Origin of the sequence: Pseudoalteromonas luteoviolacea (assembly GCF_000814765.1) — a bacterium.
In the GTDB taxonomy this organism is placed as follows: Bacteria; Pseudomonadota; Gammaproteobacteria; order Enterobacterales; family Alteromonadaceae; genus Pseudoalteromonas; species Pseudoalteromonas luteoviolacea_H.
Window position 1 is genome coordinate 144786 of sequence record NZ_JWIC01000006.1, and the last position, 21129, is coordinate 165914.

The 21129-nt window shown below is 41.8% G+C and carries 17 protein-coding genes; 8 read left to right on the plus strand and 9 right to left on the minus strand.

Features of this window, described 5'->3' with window-relative positions; all coding sequences use genetic code 11:
• Positions 1-172 precede the first annotated feature (172 nt).
• Positions 173-1012, plus strand: a complete 840-nt coding sequence (locus JF50_RS12150) for a glycosyl transferase (protein WP_039609738.1) — start codon at positions 173-175, stop codon at positions 1010-1012.
• A 69-nt stretch (positions 1013-1081) separates the two neighbouring features.
• Here JF50_RS12150 and JF50_RS12155 read toward each other — a convergent pair whose 3' ends face one another.
• The 7 genes from JF50_RS12155 to cyoA are packed head-to-tail and all read right to left on the minus strand — an operon-like array spanning position 1082 to position 6876.
• Complete coding sequence (locus JF50_RS12155; protein WP_039609739.1) at positions 1082-1570, minus strand: hypothetical protein; 489 nt, start codon at positions 1568-1570, stop codon at positions 1082-1084.
• A complete protein-coding gene (locus JF50_RS12160; RefSeq protein ID WP_046356168.1) occupies positions 1567-2172 on the minus strand; it encodes an SCO family protein in 606 nt (201 codons plus the stop codon). The genes JF50_RS12155 and JF50_RS12160 overlap by 4 nt, the downstream gene beginning before the upstream one ends.
• A 4-nt stretch (positions 2173-2176) precedes the next feature.
• On the minus strand, positions 2177-3061 hold the full coding sequence (cyoE, locus tag JF50_RS12165) for a heme o synthase (RefSeq protein WP_039609740.1): 885 nt from the start codon (positions 3059-3061) through the stop codon (positions 2177-2179).
• A gap of 1 nt (position 3062) precedes the next feature.
• Positions 3063-3404, minus strand: a complete 342-nt coding sequence (gene cyoD / locus JF50_RS12170; RefSeq protein ID WP_039609741.1) for a cytochrome o ubiquinol oxidase subunit IV — start codon at positions 3402-3404, stop codon at positions 3063-3065.
• On the minus strand, positions 3404-4024 hold the full coding sequence (gene cyoC, locus JF50_RS12175) for a cytochrome o ubiquinol oxidase subunit III (RefSeq protein WP_039609742.1): 621 nt from the start codon (positions 4022-4024) through the stop codon (positions 3404-3406). The genes cyoD and cyoC overlap by 1 nt, the downstream gene beginning before the upstream one ends.
• A 16-nt stretch (positions 4025-4040) precedes the next feature.
• Positions 4041-6077 (minus strand): cytochrome o ubiquinol oxidase subunit I, encoded by a 2037-nt coding sequence (cyoB, locus tag JF50_RS12180; RefSeq protein ID WP_052262270.1) that lies wholly within the window; start codon positions 6075-6077, stop codon positions 4041-4043.
• Complete coding sequence (gene cyoA, locus JF50_RS12185) at positions 6067-6876, minus strand: ubiquinol oxidase subunit II (protein WP_230851852.1); 810 nt, start codon at positions 6874-6876, stop codon at positions 6067-6069. The genes cyoB and cyoA overlap by 11 nt, the downstream gene beginning before the upstream one ends.
• 288 nt (positions 6877-7164) lie before the next feature.
• On the opposite strand from cyoA, the gene JF50_RS12190 reads away from it, so the two are divergent.
• The gene (locus tag JF50_RS12190; protein ID WP_039610145.1) at positions 7165-7680 is read left to right on the plus strand and encodes a hypothetical protein; all 516 of its coding nucleotides are present in this window, start codon (positions 7165-7167) and stop codon (positions 7678-7680) included.
• Between the two features lie 89 nt (positions 7681-7769).
• On the opposite strand, the gene JF50_RS12195 is transcribed toward JF50_RS12190, so the two are convergent.
• Entirely contained in the window at positions 7770-8954 is a 1185-nt protein-coding gene (locus JF50_RS12195; RefSeq protein WP_039609744.1) for a quinone-dependent dihydroorotate dehydrogenase, read from the minus strand.
• Between the two features lie 153 nt (positions 8955-9107).
• On the opposite strand from JF50_RS12195, the gene JF50_RS12200 reads away from it, so the two are divergent.
• Positions 9108-9683 (plus strand): hypothetical protein, encoded by a 576-nt coding sequence (locus JF50_RS12200; RefSeq protein WP_039609745.1) that lies wholly within the window; start codon positions 9108-9110, stop codon positions 9681-9683.
• Positions 9684-9732: 49 nt separating this feature from the next.
• Here the strand turns inward: JF50_RS12200 and JF50_RS12205 are convergent, their stop codons facing one another.
• Positions 9733-10206 carry a deoxycytidylate deaminase gene (locus JF50_RS12205; protein WP_039609746.1) on the minus strand — a complete coding sequence of 158 codons (474 nt, stop codon included), beginning with the start codon at positions 10204-10206 and terminating at the stop codon, positions 9733-9735.
• A 199-nt stretch (positions 10207-10405) separates the two neighbouring features.
• Here JF50_RS12205 and JF50_RS12210 point away from each other — a divergent pair, with 199 nt between their 5' ends.
• The 5 genes from JF50_RS12210 to JF50_RS12230 all read left to right on the plus strand — a co-directional run bounded on the left by JF50_RS12210 (position 10406) and on the right by JF50_RS12230 (position 21129).
• Positions 10406-10837 carry a hypothetical protein gene (locus JF50_RS12210; RefSeq protein WP_039609747.1) on the plus strand — a complete coding sequence of 144 codons (432 nt, stop codon included), beginning with the start codon at positions 10406-10408 and terminating at the stop codon, positions 10835-10837.
• 237 nt (positions 10838-11074) lie between these two features.
• Positions 11075-12412: an N-succinylarginine dihydrolase gene (astB, locus tag JF50_RS12215; protein ID WP_039609748.1), complete on the plus strand. Its 1338-nt coding sequence runs from the start codon at positions 11075-11077 to the stop codon at positions 12410-12412.
• A 450-nt stretch (positions 12413-12862) separates the two neighbouring features.
• Positions 12863-14206 carry a surface lipoprotein assembly modifier gene (locus JF50_RS12220; protein ID WP_039609749.1) on the plus strand — a complete coding sequence of 448 codons (1344 nt, stop codon included), beginning with the start codon at positions 12863-12865 and terminating at the stop codon, positions 14204-14206.
• Positions 14196-15404: a FecR family protein gene (locus tag JF50_RS12225; RefSeq protein WP_052262271.1), complete on the plus strand. Its 1209-nt coding sequence runs from the start codon at positions 14196-14198 to the stop codon at positions 15402-15404. The genes JF50_RS12220 and JF50_RS12225 overlap by 11 nt, the downstream gene beginning before the upstream one ends.
• Before the next feature lie 7 nt (positions 15405-15411).
• The gene (locus tag JF50_RS12230; RefSeq protein WP_080760227.1) at positions 15412-21129 is read left to right on the plus strand and encodes an Ig-like domain-containing protein; all 5718 of its coding nucleotides are present in this window, start codon (positions 15412-15414) and stop codon (positions 21127-21129) included.

The window sequence follows — 21129 nt, forward strand, 5'->3', positions numbered from 1 at the left end:
ATTTATATTTCTACCTATTAAAAATTATAGATATCAGTATGTTGAGTTATTTTATAAATATATTTGTAACATATGCGCTTATCTTCTAGAATCTGAGCGGTTTTCTAACTGGGTAAAGCGTTCAAATAATTGCATGTTTGCCATCTTGCAAGGTTTTGGACAAAGGAGAGTAATGAAAAAAGCCATTTTTACTTTGGCCATTGGTGATAATCCAATGTACAAAGCTGCACTACATAGTTTTAAACTTTACGCACAAAAGGTGGGTGCAGATTTAATCGTATCGGATCAGTTGCACTATAAAATTGATATTGTTAACCCTAAGTTTAATGCCTCTCCTGCTTGGACCGAAAAGCTAAGAATTGGAGCGCTATTGAAAGAATATGACAGGGTACTTTATGTCGATTCTGACATTATCATTCAACCCGATGCGCAAGATATATTTGAATCACACCAAGACTTGGATACAACTTATTGGCTTAATGAAGGTTTATTAAAAGATCGCAGAGGTGATATTTCGCTTATTTGTGATTTGTTGGGCTCAGTAGAGTGGCCCTCAGAAAAGGGGATGTCTACTTATTATAATGCTGGAGTAATACTGACTTCTAAAGAAGCTGGGTTATTCTCAAAGACAAATCTAGAGGATTTGCAGCATCTATGTAATGAGATATCTTTTTATGAGCAAAGTTATTTTAATTACTGTTTGCATAAATATGGTTTTAAACATCAAGGAATTGATAAAACATTTAATCATATGGACATGTTCGGCAGTGAACGCTATCTAGAAGCCGACTTTATTCACTATGCCGGTAAAGGGTATGCAAAGACCAGTCGACGTCGAGATGTGCAATTCCTAAAGGACTTCTCTGTTATTTATGATGGAATATTACCTGCTGATGAAATCAAAAAGCTCAAAGATGAAGCATGGCAGGCCTATCTGAAGGTGATTTATAAGAAGTATCCTCTACCTAATATGTTGATAAAGTGCTTTGCAGAGCGTTTTATACCGCGCTAAAAAGGGAAGGTTAACAAGGAGGGGGAGTAAGAAAGTGCAGTAAAGTTTACTGCACTGAAACATTACAGACTAAGAAGTCTTTTTCTGACGGCTAACTAAACAATATGAACCGTCTTTTGTGCTGGTCATATAGCCAACAAAGTTTTCATCTCTTTTGTGAGAAAAAACATGTGTCTCGTCGTTTAATTTACCTTTAAATTGCCACTTTTTGAATACTTCCTCACGCACCACAATGCATGGGTTTTTAACAGCAAAGCTTTCTTTATAAGCCACTTCACAGTGTCCGCCACTGTGAGACATAGAAAAAGTGATATGGCTTTGTCTGTCTTTATATTCAAGTACACCCGTTACCAACAAAGTCTCAAGTTCATTTTTGTTAGTTTGGTTTGATACCAATAAACGATGCTTTTTTGAACCTATAATGTCACTGGCCATAGTCTTTAATTCGGTATGACAGTGTTCAACATTATATTTTTCAATGATCGTTTCAATCGAGTTTTTAGCAACGACCTGTGTACTCGCCATTAATAGGCCAGCTATGAATAATTGAGTTTTCATAGCATAAGCTCCTTAATTTGAGCTGCAAGTTCATTAGGCGTTGTTGTATGGCTCATAGCGGTAATTAAATCACCTTCTTTGTTTATGATGTAAAATCTTGATGCATGCGCCACAGAGTACTCCATGAACGACTCTTCAAGGTTTTCGTCATCATAATAAACGCCATATAATCCACCAACTTCTTTAGTTTGCGCAGCGCTGCCAGTCAAACCGGTAATACGCTCGTGAAAGTAGTCGGTATATTCCTTTAAATCTTCTACTGTATCACGCGCAGGGTCTACTGTTACAAGTAAGCCCTGCACCTGATCAAATCCCTGCTTCTCTAGTCGCATAAATGCATTTGTCATTACTGCGAGAGAGTTAGGGCATACCTCTGCACAAGACAGATAGCCGAAGTACATGACAACGACCTGGCCTTTATAATCAGAGAGCGAAACAGGTCCGGCATAGCTTTGCAGCGTAAAATCACCACCCAATTCATCGAATGATTTTCTTGTTTCGTTAAAGTCTTTTGTGGTTGTTGATAAATAAAACCAAATGAGTCCAATGATACCAAGAAAAGACGTAATCCAATGTAAGTGAGCGGCTTTAAACTGCTTCATAACTCTACCTTGCTGTTACATAAGTGGTTGGGTCAATGTGAGCAAAATCAACAGACATCAGGACACTCATAGAAGTAATGGCAACCAGCGATAAGATAAATACGCGCTTTGCCCAAGTATGATTGTCCATACGGTGGAAGTCGAAAATTGTGCTCAATAGCCAGATCAAACCAATGATAAACGTAAGTGTCGCGAAAATAGCACCGACATAGTTTAACGTGAATAGCGAAAGTGCAAGTACAGTAAAGGCAACAATAAAGCCAATCATGTGTTTTCTAGCAACTTCAACACCACTGACGATTGGTAAAACTGGAATATTTGCGTCTTTGTAATCTTTGAATCGGTAAATAGCAATCGCATAAGAATGCGGGATCTGCCAAATACAAAAAATTGCTAAGATAACAGCTGCGCCAATATCAAATTGACCGTTAACAGCACAGTACCCCATAACAGGAGGACATGCGCCAGAAATACTGCCTACAAACGTACCGTAGATCGATTTTCTTTTATAATAAAGCGTGTAAAGGCCAACGTACACGACGAAGCCAAGCACACCAAAATAAAAGCTCATCATGGATGCATACAGTGCCAATGAGGCAAAACCTATGCAACCCAAGAGGGTTGCATAAGCCAAAGCTTTGTTAACCGAAATCGACTCTAAAAGTGGCTTTCGGTACTTTGTGCGTGACATCAACTGGTCGATGTCACGGTCAATCACATTATTAAAAACGCAACCAGAGGCGATGATACAAACTGTACCCACTATCATTGCTGTAAATGTAACGAAATCAATATTACCTTTGGCTGCGAGCACATAGCCCGCAACCGCAGTGATTAAGTTACCAAAGATAATGCCTGGTTTTGTAATTAACAGGTAACTTCTTAACATTTTAATGTCCCATGAGCATGTTGTGATTTAGGTGCTCCATAATCCAAATGGAGCCAATCACAACTATGGCCACTGTCAACACAATAAACGCGGCTGAAGTAGTGTTCCATATTTGCTCAGAAGATGAGTTCATGTGTAAGAAAAATACAAGTTGTACAAATAGCTGTGCAATAGCTGTAACTAGGATGATCCCAAGCGTGATAGCAGGAGATGCCATATCGTACATTACAACTAAAAACGGAATAGCAGTTAGTACTAGAGATAGAAGTAAACCTATCGTGTACTCTTTAACGCTACCGTGAGATGCACCGCCAGTGCCATGTTCATTATTAGTGTGGCCCATTACATCACTCCTACTAAGTACACAACGCTAAATACACAGATCCAGATGATGTCTAGGAAGTGCCAGAATAAGCTTAGGCAAGATAGTCTTACCAAGTTATCTTCACTAAATCCGTCACGCTTGAAGTGAACGAATAGAACAAGCATCCAGATGATACCACCGAATACGTGCAAACCGTGTGTTGCTACTAGTGCATAGAATGCAGACCAGTAACCACTTGTTTGCGGCGTAGCACCAAGTGTACTGAAGTGCCAGAACTCATACATTTCTAAGCCAAGGAAACCAAGGCCTAGAAGTAATGTGATGACCAACCAAGTGATCATGCCTTTCATCTTGCGCTGGTTGGCTTGAAGCATTGCCATACCAAACGTAAAACTACTGAATAGTAGGAACGCAGTACCAACTGCAACTAGATTAAGGTCAAATAACTCTTTTGGTGTTGGGCCGCCTGCGAAGCCGCCACTTAGTACTGCATATGTTGCAAACAAAGTTGCGAACAAAATACAGTCACTCATGATATATATCCAGAATCCGAATATAGTATCACCACCGGTATCATGATGCTCATGATCATCGTGATGATCGTGAGCGTCGTTTGCGATTACGTGATCGTTTGACATGATTTAAAACTTTCCTCTACTTGCCTTTATTAGCTGCGTGTTCTGCAACAGCTGCCAAGTGCTTTGACTCGATTTCTTCAACTTGATCTACTGGTACGTAGTAGTCTTTGTTGCGATCAAATGAGTACGCAATCCAAGAAGCTACGATACCGATGAAGCTAGCGATAACCATCCACCAGATGTGCCATACGAAACCGAAACCTAAAGATAGTGAGAATGCACTGATCACAAATCCAGCCCATGTATTTGAAGGCATGTGGATCTTTGAGTACTTCTCAGGCTTTTGGTAAGCAATGCCATGCTCTTTCTTGTAATGATGCTCATCACGGTCATGGATTTTAGGCAGCTTAGCAAAGTTGTAGAATGGAGGCGGTGACGAAGTAGCCCACTCAAGAGTACGACCATCCCACGGATCACCAGTTACGTCCATATTTTGCTTACGGTCTCTGAAGCTCACGTAGCCCATGTAGAACTGAACAGCGATACCAGCAGCAACGATGAATGCACCAACCATTGCAACGATCAGTAGTGGCGTCCACTCAGGGTTGTCATAGTAGTTAAGACGACGAGTCATACCGTTGAAACCAAGGATGTATAGCGGCATGAATGCAACGAAGAAACCGATTGTCCATAGTGCACAAGAAAGCTTGTTAAGTTTCTCGTTCAGCATCCAACCAGTTGCTTTTGGCCACCAGTAAGTAAGACCTGCGAAGTAACCAAATACTGCACCACCAATGATTACATTGTGGAAGTGTGCAATTAGGAACAAGCTGTTGTGTAGTACGAAGTCAGCAGCAGGTACTGCCAGCATTACACCTGTCATACCACCGATTGTGAATGTGAATAGGAAACTACATGTCCACCACATAGAAGCTGTGAACTCAACACGGCCTTTGTACATAGTGAATAGCCAGTTGAAGATCTTAACACCGGTGGGGACGGCTATGATCATGGTGGCAATACCGAAGAAGGCATTTACACTTGAGCCTGCACCCATGGTGAAGAAGTGGTGTAGCCATACAACCATTGCTAGAACCATGATTACGGCAGTTGCCCATACAAGTGATGTATAACCGAACAGACGCTTACGAGAGAATGTAGCTGCAATTTCAGAGAAAATACCAAATGCAGGTAGAATCAGAATGTAAACTTCTGGGTGACCCCATGCCCAAATGAGGTTTACATACATCATTTGGTTACCACCAAGGTCATTAGTGAAGAAGTTTGTACCTAGGTATCTATCTAGCGTTAGAAGCGTGATAGTTACAGTAAGGATAGGGAACGACAGAATGATTAGTACGTTTGCACATAGAGAAGTCCATGTGAATACAGGCATTTGCATAAGCTTCATGCCAGGCGCACGCATTCTGATGATAGTAACGAAGAAGTTAACACCCGTTAGTAGAGTACCAATACCTGAGATCTGTAGTGCCCAGAGCCAATAATCGACCCCGACCCAGGGACTGTATTCAATACCTGATAACGGCGGATATGCTAACCAACCAGTTGCAGCAAACTCACCAACGAATAGTGAAATGTTAACTAGTAATGCACCAACCACGAATAACCAGAAGCTCAAAGAGTTCAGGAATGGGAATGCAACGTCACGCGCACCGATTTGTAGAGGTACAACAATGTTCATCAAGCCAACAACTAAAGGCATGGCTACGAAGAAAATCATGATTACACCGTGAGCAGTAAAGATCTGGTCATAGTGTTCAGGAGGTAGATAGCCTGCTCCCACGCTGTCAGCGGTTGCTAACGCTTGGTGAGTACGCATCATAATTGCATCCGCAAAACCACGGATCAGCATCACAATCGCTGCGATGATGTACATAATACCTATTTTTTTGTGATCCACTGAAGTGAACCATTCTTCCCAAAGGTATTTCCACTTACCCATTTTGGTAATAAGTGCGAATAGGAAGATACCGCCAAGTATTGCACAGATCATAACTGGCAAAATAACAGGGTCATGAACAGGAATAGAATCCCAGGTCAGTTTACCCGTGAGCGGATCCGGATCTGTGATTATGGTAGCTTTACTTGCCATTTTGAACCCCAGTGTATTTCTCTATGGTTTTCTTAAAGTGCAGAGGGTCGACATCCGAGTAGTAAACTACAGGATGGTCTTTTGATTTCTCGCTAAGCGCTTTGTAAGTAGGTTCGTCTAGCACATACTCTGATGCTTTTACTTTGTTAACCCAAGCATCGAAGCCAGCTTGATCTACAGAGTGAGTTTTGAACTTCATGCCTGAGAAACCAAAACCACTGTAGTTGGCAGACATACCGCGGAAGGTACCTTCTTTAGATGCCATCAGGTTAAGTCTATTTTCCATACCAGCCATCGCATAAATCTGACTACCCAAACGCGGAATGAAGAATGAGTTCATCACTGTATCTGAAGTGATAAGGAACTCTACCGGCGTATTTACTGGGATTGAGATTTCGTTGACGGTTGCAATTTGCTGCTCTGGATAGATGAATAGCCATTTCCAGTCCATTGCCACTACTTGAATAGTCAATGTGTCTTTGTCTTTACCTAGCGGCTTACGCGGGTCTAGAGTGTGAGACGTGACATATGTGAAATATGCAAGTGCTGCGATGATCATACAAGGCACAATCCAAACAACAAGTTCGATTTTTGTTGAGTGTTCCCACGACGGCTTGTACTCAGCTTTTTTATTGCTAGTACGATACTTGTACGGGAAGTAAATAGACATAAATAATACAGGGATTATTACAATAAGTAATAAAGCCACAGAGATTATAATCAGGTCTTTCGCCTGCTCACCAATTGGACCCGCAGGGTCAAAAAGCGCAAGCTCACAACCTGTTAGAAGAAACGCCATCGTAAAAATCATTACGAGTGACAAGGACTTTTTCAGCATATTCAACCTACTTGATATCGCGGGTAATTACCCCATTACCTGCCTGAATAAATTAACGAGATTAATGCAATTGAGAACTGTTTCCATTTACACCCCTCTCGGAGGAGAATGTTATAGGGAATACAGTTAAAATTCAAGATTGACTTGACCTACATCAATACGTTCTAAATTCAAATTTAGATGTTTTTTGAGCGATTTATGTCTAGACTTCGTATTGACACCGTCAAAAATAATTCTGGAGCGTGCGATATGAAAAGACTATTTTATTCCACTGATAGCTTGGATGATGCAGAAATGATTTCGGACGAAGTACATCAGTTAGGCATTGATGATCACCATTTTTACGTACTATCTCGGGATGAAAGCGGGATTAAAACGCATCATTTGCACGGCTCTACTCAGATAGAGAAAACGCAAATTTTGTCTGCAAGAAAGCGCGCTTTTTTGCTCGCAGGGGCGACCGCTTTAGCGTTGCTCACATTTATGTATTTTTTTACCGATTTAACCAATAAATTTCTATTACAAGCACTTGCCGCAAGTATTATTGGGGGCTTTGTGGTTATGTTCATTGTAAAACTCGCTGGCAAATCATTCGATGAATATTTTCAATTACTCGTCAATGAGCACTTAGATGCCGGTGACGTAATCATTATTATCGACGTTGAGCGGTCTCAAACACATAAGGTTGAAACCCAACTCGAAGGTCACCCAAAAGCACAATTTTTAGCTGACAGCTCGAATTTAGCATCGCCAATACCAGATTGACCTCACAGAGTCTCGGTAAAAATAGTGGTGATAAACTTTGGAGAATGAAAAAGTTATCACCACTCGTAGCATCAACTTTTGGTTGCAACTTATGCTGCAGAGCTCACTTCCTTGTTAGCTTCTTCGTCCTTGACTGCCTTTAGTTTAGGCAGCGGGTTTCTTGAACCAACCGCTTCTTCGATAGAATTAAAGCCATCGGCCTTCAACAATTTGACAAGCCCACGATTGATCTCGCTAATATTTTGTGGGCCGTCAAATATGAGTGTTGAAATCATATGCAAGATGCTTGCACCAGACGTTATTTTTTCATAAGCATCTTTGGCTGTGAACACGCCACCCACGCCAATGATTGTCAGTTTTCCGCGAGTTCTTCTATAAACGTGTCTTATCACGTTGGTAGAAATACGCTGAAGTGGCAGGCCACTCATAGCGCCTTTGTGGAAAGGCAGCTCTTCTTTGACATATTCTTGGTTGAACTTTGGCTTTGCTAGGTTAGTTAATACAACACCGTCCATTTTATGCTCAACACACGCATCAACAATGATGTTAATTTCATCTAAAGTCATGTCTGCCGCAAGTTTGACGTAGATAGGGCGGCCTTCAACTCTGTGCTTGTTTACCGCGACAAGTAATGCGTCTAGATTGTCTTTGTCAACAAATGGTTCGCCATCTTGCGTATTCGGGCAGCTGATGTTGATGGTGTAGTAATCTCCAATATCTTTGAATAGTTCCATTGTTTTGGTGTAGTCTTCGATAGAGTCTTGCAGATCAAACTCCGGCGTTATATTCGATTTAGCAGCGTTTATCCCGACTTTTAATTTACCAAAATTCACCCCTTTTAATCGTGATGAAATTTTTTCAGCGCCTTGATTATTCAGACCATACCAAACGAGAATTGATTTTGACTTGACCATTCTAAATAAGCGCTTGCCCGGGTTTCCTGGGCAAACTTCACCAGTAAATGAACCAAGTTCAGCTAAGCCAAATCCAATCGATGGGTAAATCTTGGTTAATTCACCATCTTTGTCAAAGCCTGCGGATAAACCTATCGGGTTTCTATATTTAATACCATCAACTTCAATCTTCAGGCTACGATGCCCGTAGTTGAAGAAAAAAGAAGTGAGCCAGCGGGTTAGAAAGTTTGAGCCCAGTATCACTCCGACGCGTTTAAACATGTAGTGAGCATCTTCTGGGTCCATCAGGAATATCAGCGGACGGACCGCTCTGTATAGTAGCTTTAAGACAAAGTTACGAATGCCGATGATAAGGCGCATTTTCAACCTCCAAATTTGTCATCGATTGTTGTTGTTGGGTGCTGTTTTACGAGCACATCAGGTAACTCATGTTTTTAGCTTATGATCATTAAATAATAATAGCAATAAGAATTGTTATCATTTACAGTTGTGGTATTCAAATTGGAGGTGCTGATGAAAAAGTGGATGTTAAAGCTACTGGGAACAGGTGTTACTAAGCCAATTGTACGAAGTGTTGTCGAGCCAATTTGGCAAAGTACAGGTGAAGTTTTTTATTTATTGAATACTTTGCAATTACGTTATAAATCTTGCTACGGGATGGTGAGTATTGATGCGTTTGATATCAATTTATTTATGAAAAACGCATCTGATCCATTAGAGGAACTTGTGCACGAGTTTGGCGAAGAGTTTACGTTCTCTGTTTGCGCTGTGGGATGGGAAAGACTGGGCAATCAAACCCGGGTTAAGGCCATTGATAACGCCGCCGTATTTAGATTTAACAAGTCATTAGATTCACCTACGCAGGTACTCTTTCAGCATCAGTTTTGTGCATCTGATGAGGTCAATAAAAAGGACGTTAATCTTGCTTTAACTCGGGGCGTATTTAAATATTATAATGTCCAAATTGATGAGTTTATTAATCAATTGAAAGAAGCAAATAAAAGAATTAATCATGACAGAGCAAAGTGTCATGGTATAACGGGAGAAAATTTTAATAAAAATGTCTTCGACAGAGTGTCTATGGCTTAAATAGGTGTAGAGGCGTGATTGTCTTACCAACCACGCCTCTATATTTAGTTTATTGATCGTCGTAGGTTGCGATTTCTTGTTCTATTACAACAAGTTCCACACCGGCCATTTCAAACATATCTCTAGTCTCTTGTGCTGCATGGTAACGCTTTTTTGCAACGACTTTTGAAATCCCACAACTGATGATTAACATCGCGCATACACGACATGGTTCCATAGTGCAGTACAATGTTGCGCCATCTAATGGTACGCCATAGCGAGCGGCTTGGCAGATTGCGTTTTGTTCTGCATGAATTGTACGTACACAGTGTTGTCTTGTGGTGCCATCGCTATCGGTGACTTGTTTCATCAGGTGACCGACATCATCACAGTGTGGCAAACCAGAGGGCGAACCCACATAACCTGTTGATATTATTCTTTTATCTTTAACTATAATACAGCCTGATTTACCTCTATCACAGGTGGCTCTTTGTCCAACACTGTCAACTAAATCAATGAAGTATTCGTCCCAATCTGGTCTCATTGCTTGTACCTTCAATACTACTTACATGTCAATAGTATACTCAGTATCTATCTCAATTCGAAGCTTATCTTGGTAACAGATGGGTTTTTAAAACGGCTAAAACGTAAATGATTAATATAAAAATGATATTGTCAGTGTATCTATTTGTTTTTTAATTTATTATAAAATATAGGTTTAATATTTATATTTAGGGTGCTGTATGAAAAATAAATATTTATTGTTTGCTGCTTATTCCAGTTTTCTGGCCGCATTTTTACATCTCGGTTGCATTATATTTGGCGCACCTTGGTATCGATTTTTTGGGGCGGGAGAGCACATGGCTAAGATGGCTGAGGCGGGTAAACTGGAGCCTACGTTGACAACTTTGGTCATTGCTTCTGCATTAAGTGTATGGGGTATTTTTGCGCTATCTGGTGCTGGCGTTGTACGTCGATTACCTTTCTTAAGAACGGTTATCTTTATGGTTGCATTAGTCTTTATTGGGCGTGGGGTTGCTTTCCCGTTTATTATGCCTTTGTTTCCTGAAAACTCATTCACGTTTTGGCTGGTGAGTTCTTTAATATGTTTGTCAATCGGTATGAGCTATGCATTGGGCGGGTGGCAACTACACAAACAGCAGACCAACTCATAACCCTCATTTTGTCAATATATATAAATTAATATTCATGTATTTTATATTACATATGTTCTGAATGTATCCATAATTTCCTCCTATATTTCAATTTGGCACTAAACTTGATGCTCTATGCTGTTAGCAGGTTTTGCTAGCAGTATCTCAGGTTACCTCGTTATTAAGCAGGTAAATGCGAGCTTATCAACAGAATGAATCTAACTAAAATTGTGCAAAATGCACCAAAAGGGGGCAATAATGAACTTCTATGAAGTTAATTTCGATGGACTTGTCGGGCCATCACATAATTACGCAGGCCTGTCATATGGAAATGTCGCTTCAAAAGCCAATGCAAAAAAATTCTCTAATCCTAAACAGGCGGCATTGCAAGGACTCGACAAAATGTATGCTTTAGCACAACTGGGTTTACATCAAGGGGTGTTGGCACCAAATGCTCGCCCAGATTTAAAAACGCTGCGTGCATTGGGGTTTAGTGGTTCTGATGGTGAAGTCATTGCTAAAGCTGCAAAAGTAGAACCTCAATTACTTAAAGCATGTTATTCAGCGTCGTCGATGTGGACTGCAAATGCGGCAACGGTTACACCAAGCTGCGATGCTCAGGATAAAAAGGTCCACTTTACACCCGCAAATTTGAACAATAAATTACACCGCGCCATTGAGGTAGAGACAACTTCACGCATTTTACAACAAGTTTTTAAAGATGAAGGATATTTCGTTCATCATCAACCGTTGCCACAGCACCCTCTTTTTGGTGATGAAGGGGCGGCAAACCATACGCGTTTGGCAGACTCATATAATCACTCCGGTTTAGCTCTGTTTGTCTATGGACAAGATAACCAAAGCGACATCAGACCATCTAAATTTCCAGCTAGACAAACGCGTCAGGCAAGTGAAGCAATAGCTCGTAGTCATATGATAAAACCCGAAAACTGCTTGTTTATTCAGCAAAATCCGGATGTGATAGATGCAGGGGTATTTCATAATGATGTGATAGCGATAGGGAATGAGAATGTCTTTTTATTTCATGAACAGGCGTTTTATGATCAACAAACTTCGGTTAAAAAAATTCGAGAAGCTTATAAGGGCAGTCGGCCCCTGCACTTAATCGAAGTATCTAGTAATGATGTCAGTGTCGAGCAGGCGGTGCAAAGTTATATTTTTAATAGTCAACTGGTGAGTTTGCCGAGCGGAGGAATGGCGCTGATCGCTCCAAGCGAATGTCAAAAAATTAATGAAGTTGAAACGTATTTGAGTGCGCTCAAGCAGGCCAGTAACCCAGTTAATGATGTTATTTATCTTGACGTTAAGCAAAGTATGCAAAATGGAGGTGGACCCGCTTGTTTACGGTTACGTGTGGTTTTATCTGAGCTTGAACTCAAAGCCGCGAATCAAGCTTGTTTGTTGGATGAGCAACTTTATTTAAGGTTATCTGCGTGGATAAACAAGCATTATCGCGACCAGTTGAGTGAGTACGATTTAGCAGATCATACGTTATTGTTAGAGAGTTACTCGGCCTTAGATGAACTAACACAGATCTTACAACTTGGATCCGTGTATGACTTTCAAAGAGGCTAGAAATCCAGTGAACCTCCTTGTTGCATAAAGGGGGTCTGCCATTCAAGTGAGGGCTACTTATTGTGGGTGGCCTAAAAAGTATCGAGTGAATTTGGCCGATTTCAAGCTTATACGGCCTCTGTTCCCCATGTTTAGTCTCTTTAATAGCGCCTTTAAAATCTAATATCGGTCATTTATCACCTTGCTGGCATTTGGGCATTCTCATCTCGCGACCTTGAGATTTATATTCTTTGCCTTGCCCAATAGTTGTCTAAATTGCACTGTTTTAAATCAATTGAAAATGTACCCAAAATCAAAAGTGAATTTTTAACATCGTTGATTATACTTTGCTTATCTCTATCTAGGCATGTTTAGTGTTCTAGTTGCTAGCGGGTCTTGAATTAGGATTAAGCGGTCTTGCTTGAAGTAGGTAGTGATGAACATACGATAACCAATGATAGGTGATTAGCTATGTCACTAGTACTTCGATGCGCACAGTACGTATTTATAACCCTTGCCAGCTTGGTTAGCTCAATATGCTTGGCACTGGACAGTTCATCTCAATCTGATGAGAGCTTGAAAAAAATTCTCAACGAAATTAATGCTCACTTAATTCAAAAAAACTACCGGTCAGCATATCAAAAAGCGGAAGCGGAAATTGATGAGTGGGCTGGCGAGCCGAATTTTGATTTTCTTTATGCGCAAGCCGCGTTAGAGCACGCTAAATATGATGAAGCTATTTTCGCGCTGGAACGAGTGCTAGTTAGCTGGCCTGAGCACATTCCCAGTCATTATTTGCTGGGACTAACGTATGCGAAACAAAAAAACTATAGTCAAGCCAGTGGCGTTTTTTCAAATTTGTTAAATGCGCAGTTAAGCCCGGCAATGCGTGAGCGGATAAGTCGGGCGTTAGACGCGGTTGAGCGAAATACGCAAAAGCTTGAACAGTCATTTAGCCACGCAATCTCGCTTGCACTGGGCCATGACTCCAATGTGAATAGCGGTGCACTGGATGACAGAATAGTCATAGGTGGGTTGCCTCTCACACTAGGTCAGAGCAGTTTGAAAACATCAGACAACTTCATGCGGTTTAAATATCGCTTTCGGGGTAGTTGGCAGCAAACACAATATCAAGGCTGGAAACTGGACGTTAACTTCTCCGATCAACGCCATAAAGACGCCGACCAGTACGATAGATACCAAGGGTCAATCAGGTTTGGCTATGAGCATAAAAAAGAGAGTTTAACGTTGTCAACTGGTGGCCAGTTTGGAGTTTTAACGCTCGACGATAATACCTACCAACAAGATATTGGCTTGTATGGATCTGTTCAATACAACATAACTCCCCAATATTTCACTGCGTTAAGCAGTTTTGTTTTTTCTCAAAACAATGTTCAAGACCGGAATCTCGATAGTCGTATTTACACCATTCAAGGCTCCGCAGGATATTCTTCTGCATTATGGCTGCTGAGAATGGATATGGGTTACACCTGGCAGCCTGCAAGGTATGAAGAGGGTGAACATTACGGTCGGGACTATAACTTTATCTCGGGTTCGGTTAGCCATAAAACCGGTGAAAAGGGGTTGCTGAGCTTTAAAGCGCAATACAGGGATATTGAGCATCGTGCAGATCATCCTCTTTTCTTATCGACAAGAAATGAAGAGCTCGTGATCTTGAATTTAAATTGGCGATACAAATGGAGCCAAGCGTTGAGTATTGATTTATCAGCTTCTTATTATGACAAACATAGCTCAATTACCTTATATAGCTACGATAGAACAGAATGGTTCACGGGAGTCCGTTATGAATTCTAATTTTAAGTTGATTGCTACCTTTACCCTTGTATCAACTGCAATGGCTTTAGCGTTGACTTTGCCATTTTGCGCTGTTGCTGACCAAGCCGGTAAAACTATCATGTCTCGTGGTAACGTTATTGCCACTGATACCAGCAATGAATCGAACAGAGCCTTGAAAAGGCGTAGCCCGATATATGATGTCGATGTTGTCAATACGGGCGAATCAAGTCAGGCCCAACTTAGAATGCAGGACGGCGCACTGATTGCGCTCAAAGCTCAGACTCAATTGAAGATTGAAGAATATAATCTGGGTGGTGCTGAAGGAGGCTCTGTGGTGATGGAGCTTATTTCGGGTGGGCTGCGTACTATCACAGGTGAAATAAAAGGTGATAAGAGCAACTATAAACTGAAAACACCCGTTGGCAGTATCGGGATCCGTGGCACACATTATGAAGTCGAGTGGAAAAATAACGAACTATTCTTGGCTGTTTGGGATGGGACCATTGAAGTGGATATGAGTAATGCGACAGGAGCTGAAGGGCCCGTATTACTGGGTAAAGGCGGAGATTTTTCTTTTGCAAAAGTGAGTGAAAGTGGCGCCGTTACATCATTACTCAAACCACCTTCAGAACTGTCTTCTCTGTCTTCCTCAGTCAGTGAATCTGCACAGTCAAATGACACAGAAGAGCAAGGTACTACGGTTGCGAGTGCGGAATTAGACCCAACTGAACAGCCCACACCGATATTAGAAGGGAGTTTTTCTCAAGTGGCCAATGATGTATCACAAAATGAGTACATCAATGAGCAAGAGTTAGATAGTTTGGGAACTGAAGATATTAGCGAGTTGATTTCCGAGCGAACGGGAAGTACCGCTTACACAGTACTTGAAAGCATAGACGCCAGCTCAAGTCTTGGCGCTGTCACGGCCATTAATATGCAAATGACGGTTAATTTTGACAGAGGAACTGTTGAGCAAGGTGCTTTGTCCTTTCAAGATTCTGGTGGTGAGTGGTTTGCAGCATTTAATGGCTTGATCACGACCGAAGGCATGGATCTCGGTGTTAATTTTGCCTCTCATGGTAATAACCTAGCTGATGGGACCATTCAAAGTCGATTTATAGATGGACTTGATAAGCTAAGTGGTAATTTTAATTTAAGAGAAATAGACAATCCGAGTGTTTCTGCTCGAGGCGACTTTCTCTTAGGTCAGCCTTAGGAGAAACATGATGAACCTAAGCGTAATATTACGTAGTCTTATCGCACTCACATTCGCAGTCGCGATGGCAGGTTGTGGTGGTGGAGGCGATAGCGAACCACTTCAACAAGCTGGTAATACCTCTGGGGCAGTTGAACTGCCCAACAACTCAAGTTCAAACACGTCTTCGAATGCACCTGTCGTCGTAGATTTTTCTTATCAGCCCAAATTTAGGCATGCACGATTAGGGGCCACGCAAGTAGTAGATGAGTTGATGATTAACGGGACAGGCGATCTGACTCACCCACAAGGAGAGGTTACTGAGCGTGGTAATATCACAGTTGCCGTTGATAATATTGAAGATCCTGACGGTATTGGCCGTGTTTTGTTGGGCTTTGATAATGCTGAACAGGCGATAGAATTATGTAGTGAAAACTGTGTCTCTCCGTTCAAATTTACTCAAACTGGTGTCAATCCATATGATTTCGGTCAGTCTAGAGGCACCGTCAACCTGCAGGTATGGGTTGAGGATCTGAATGGTAACCTGAGTGTGGTGGCCATAAAGCAGTTTAATTGGCAGCCGCAAAGTGTGGTGGTGGAGCCTGCGCAAAGACAAGAAGATGGCTCTGTCGAAATTAATTGGCAGCCGCTTGAAAGTGCACTGAGATATAATGTTTATCTCTCAGAGGAACCGATTAACAGCCGATCTGCAATCAATGCGATCCCTGCGAATAATCGATTTGTTGCATTATCAAATACTTCTCAGTCATTTTCAGGTTTAGAGCCTAAAAAGCATTACTATGTTTTAGTTACGGGTATTGATGGCAGTGGTGAAAGTGCATTCAGCGAATCAATATTACTCCCTGCGACCGAACAAACTCCACCGATTGCTAATAATGACGACTTTACTGGTTTACAGTTTGAATCGATTTCGGGCAATGTTTTAACTAATGACTTAGACTTGGGCTTTGGACCCATCGAGGTTGTGAGCAACCTGGTCACGGCACCATCCAGTGGTACAGTTAATATTTCTGCAAATGGTAACTTTACATACACCCCGAGTGATAGCTTTTTTGGTACTGACAGCTTTGTATATCAAATTCAAAACTCACAAGGTGCGACAGCTCAGGCGACTGTGACTTTACAAATAGAAGCTGTAAGAATCTCAATATTGACACTTAACAACACTTACAGGGTTGAGAAAAACACAGAGTTAGCTGTCTCTGGCAGAGGGGTACTAGTCAATGATGTGCATTTATTAAATCAATCGCTGCAAATTGATACCCAGCCAGAGCGAAATGTAACCAATGGTGTTTTGACGCTTAACGCTGAAGGCAGCTTCACGTATGTACCGAATAGTGAATTTATAGGTGAAGACTCATTTGTATACCGGGTACGCAGTAACGAGGGTGAGGTGCAACTGGCTGAAGTCTTTATCTCTGTGCAAGATGACGTTACTAGTATTCCGCCTGTTGCGGTTAATGATGCGTTTGAGACGAGTGAAGACTTCATTTTATCTGTCAGCTCGCCTGGCATTTTAGAAAATGATACTGATGAAACGCTTAGTTCTGTGTCAATTAGTATAGAGACGACGACAATCAGCGGTTCGTTGGAGTTGACTGAAGAGGGAGGTTTTAGATATGTCCCTAATGCTGACTTTGCAGGTCAAGATTACTTCATATATACCATAACCAATGAAGCTGGTTTGAGTGCAAGTGCATTTGGTGTTATCAACGTTGTGAGTGTGAATGACCCACCCATGGCCATGGATGATTCTATTGAAGTTGCACAGGGTCAGCCAACAGCAATAAATGTCACAAGCAATGACAGTGATAAAGATGGTGAACTCGTTTTATCGACATTAGAAATCGTGATGCAGCCCATGCATGGCAGCGTCACTTTTGATTCAAGTACAGGGCAATTTATATATCAAAGCGATGCCAATTACCGTGGCTCTGATTATTTTGTTTACACGGTAGATGATAATGAAGGTGCAAAATCAAACGAGGCGTTTGTTCAAATCTTTGTTACAGGGGAGAATACCGCACCAATGGCGGTGAATGATACTGCCAGCACTTCCCAAGATGTCCCTGTAGATATTGATGTACTCGCGAATGATTCAGACTCAGATGGCACATTGGTGTTTGATTCGATTGAAATCACAACGAACCCCTCCAATGGGCAAGTGACTTTAAATGCGAGCGACAGTGTGTTGGTTTATACCCCAAGTTCAGGGTTTTCTGGTACAGATTCATTCCAATACCGTGTACAAGACAATGAAAACCAGTTTTCTAATATTGCCTCTGTTACTGTGACAGTGCAAGCTGTCAATCAGGCACCTGTCGCAAACGCAGATAGTGCACAGGTTGAAATTGGTACGTCAGTGACTGTTGCAGTGCTAGAAAATGATACCGACTCAGATGGTACAATTGATGCGAGTACGGTAGAGGTTATTGCAAATCCAAGCAAAGGTACGGTTAATATTGGGTCTGCCGGAGAGATTTTGTACATGCACACAGGTACGGCGGTTGGCACAGATAGTTTCTCATACCGCGTTAGAGATAATGTTGGTGCACTCTCTAATATCGCACTTGTTTCTATAAATATTGTTGAACCAGATACCACGCCAATTGCCAATGCAGATGCAGCGTCACTTGATAAGAACACGTCTGTAATGATAGATGTGCTCACTAATGATGACGCCAAAGGGCAAATATTAAATTTATCAAGTATTGAGATAATTAGCGCTGTCGCCCATGGTTCAACTTTTATTGACTCTTCTACAGGCTACATTAGTTACATTCCTGTGACTAACTTTGTTGGCACTGATGGCTTTACGTATCAAGTTATGAATAACTTAGGTGAGACATCGAATGTGGCAACTGTGACCATCACAGTGTTACCAAAAAATTATCCACCGACGGTATCACCCAATTCAGCAAACATTGATACCGACGTGTCTAATGGCGACCTTGTATTGCAGGTAAGCGCATCTGATCCGGATGGTGATAACATCAGCTATACATTGAGTGGCACAAACGCCAGTCTATTTTCAATCGCAAGTAATGGCCAAGTGACGGTTGCTAATGCGAGCCAAATCAGTAGCAATGGTGAAGCGGTTTATACGCTTACTGTTGAAGTATGTGACGACATCTCTCCTGCTTTGTGTGCGTCGGCACAAATAACGATTAATGTGAGTGTTGCGCAAACAACGTATGTTGCAAACAAACTCACTACGTTTGGCTCAGATGGTGAAAAGGTGGTGAGACTTCGCGCGTCAATGGAGTCTCATGAAGCCGGCCAATCTTTATTGCTCAGTGATGGTACTTTGCTGGTTGTTGGTGGAGTAGGGTATTGGAATGAAACCCTAGTTAGAAATATCCATCGTGCATCGATAACCAAAGTGCTGCCTGATGGACATCCTGATACAAGCTTTGCTAGCCAGGGGGTATTTACCAGTTATTTTGGGATTGAAGTTGCTGATCAGCCACAAAATATAGTCGCGAAGGCTGTTGCTGTAGACAGCAGTAATCGCATTTACGTTGCAGGATATGCTGATTTTGGTGCAACAGAAGCACAAGAATTATTAATATTTAGGCTGACAGCTTCGGGTGTGCACGATACATCTTATGGTGCAGGCTCAGGTTATACAAAATTGCCGCTCACAACCGGTGGACGAGTAACGCCGATATCTATTTCGGTAGATGATGCTCAGATTGTCACTGTGCTAAGTAATGTTGCGGTGGGTGAAAATACCAGTATCAAGCTTACTCGAGTTGATACCACTGGGAACATAACATCGTCACTGGATATTGCGCCTAGCTCTTCTCAATACGCTGACGGTATGATCGATTTGGGCAGTAACTTACTGGTCTTTGGCGAAGTTATGTCAGAGGCGGGAAATAAAGACCTGTTATTTGTAAGAGTGATAGAGGAAACCTTAGCAATTGACACCAGCTTCCAGTCAGCTGGATTCTTACAAATTGATATTGATAGCGCGGCTTTTGACAATCAAGTACATGATGTTATTCAGTTGAGTGATGGCAAGCTGCTGCTAACCGGAGACTCTTACCTGTCTGGTGGTAGTGATAAATCGGTATTTGTAATGCGATTGAACAGCGACGGCTCAATGGATACCTCATTCAATTCTACCGGTTATATTTTATATGAGCTCAATCAGCTACCCGCATCCGGCATTGATGGACAGGACTTTTCAGTATGGAATGCTTATGGCTTTGGCTTGTATGCGGATGATACACATTACTATGTAGGGATTGGCCGAGGGCAATTCAGCACGTCTTCTAACGCAGTACAGCTATTTAGAACAGACTTAAACGGTGTTATAGATACAAGTTGGTTACCTGAGTCTGGTGGGCCTACAGCCTATAGACAATTTTTGTTGGCCCCAGTTGATTGGCATCGTACTAGTCAGGGACTCTTTGTTTATGGTTATCAGTATCGCTCTGTAGGAAATAACTTTTTCTATTCTCAATGGATGGGTGAGTTTACGCTCAGCGCAGCTTTAAACGGCAACTTTGGTTCAGCAGGCGAAGTCAATTTAGATACAGGGGATGCAAACGAGTCCTTTACTGAGGGGCTAAGCGTTCAGTCTTCATCGAGTCAATTGCTTCTGACAGGGAATGCATCGACTTGGCAAAACAGCGAAGTGCCTTATGTCTACAAATTAGATAATACAGGTAAGGGAGTGGCTAGTTTTGGTAATCTTGGCAAAATGCAGCTCGCGCTGAGTACTTCAGTCACGACCACCACTGCTGTAGAAGCGTTGGCAGGCAACATCTTACTGGCAGGCAATCAGACGGTTGATCAAGCGGTTATTGTGAACGTCAAAAATGATGGCCAGCAAGACTTTGACTTCATACCTGGCAGTAGTGCAACTGCTATTGGTATTTCCGCCTCTGCTTATGGAGGCACGGGCAGTACAATTGAAGTAACTAAGTTGTATACATTACCGACCACAGATTTTATCGCATTTGCGAAAATTAATGACGGCTGCATTGACCAGAGCCATGCATTTTTCTATTCGAGTGTTGGTTTGATGTTAGGGCATTTCCAATACCCTGTTCCCAGTGAAGTTTCTTGCGGTACTACGGCTAGAGGGATTGATTTTATACACCCTGTGTCAGCGACTGAATTAGTGGGTATTGGCACTGATGAACAAGTATTTAGTGAACCTCGTGTGATTTTAGCTAAATCTAATTTAACAGGTGATCTAGATACATCGTTTGGAACTGCAGGAGTATCGGCTTTAGACATTGGACTGGTATCTGGCGAAACGATGGACTTAAAGGGCTCGTTTGTTGATTCGCAAGGGAAGTTTGTCATATTCGGTACGGGTGGCAGCAAAAACTTTGTGTTGAGAGTGAATACTGATGGCTCTATTGACAGTTCATTTGGTTCAGGCGGTGTATTGATATTTGAACAGTTAGGTACAACTGCAGTTGTGGTTAAACAAGGTTGGGTGCAAAGCACTGGGGAGTTAGTCTTATTCCTTCAAGAATCAAGCGGTCAAGGCATTTACATCGCTCGGGTTAAACTGGCGGATGATGCTGGCACCTTCGATACGACGTTTAACTCTGTTGGTTATCAAAACTTCTCAGTCTCCATGACAGGACAGCTTTCCTCTGCTATTAGTTTGAATAATGGTGATAGTTTTGTACTTGTTTTACAACAGGATGAGCCGAAGGTCATCGTGCTGCAAGCAGGCATTATTGAGATAGCTGACTAG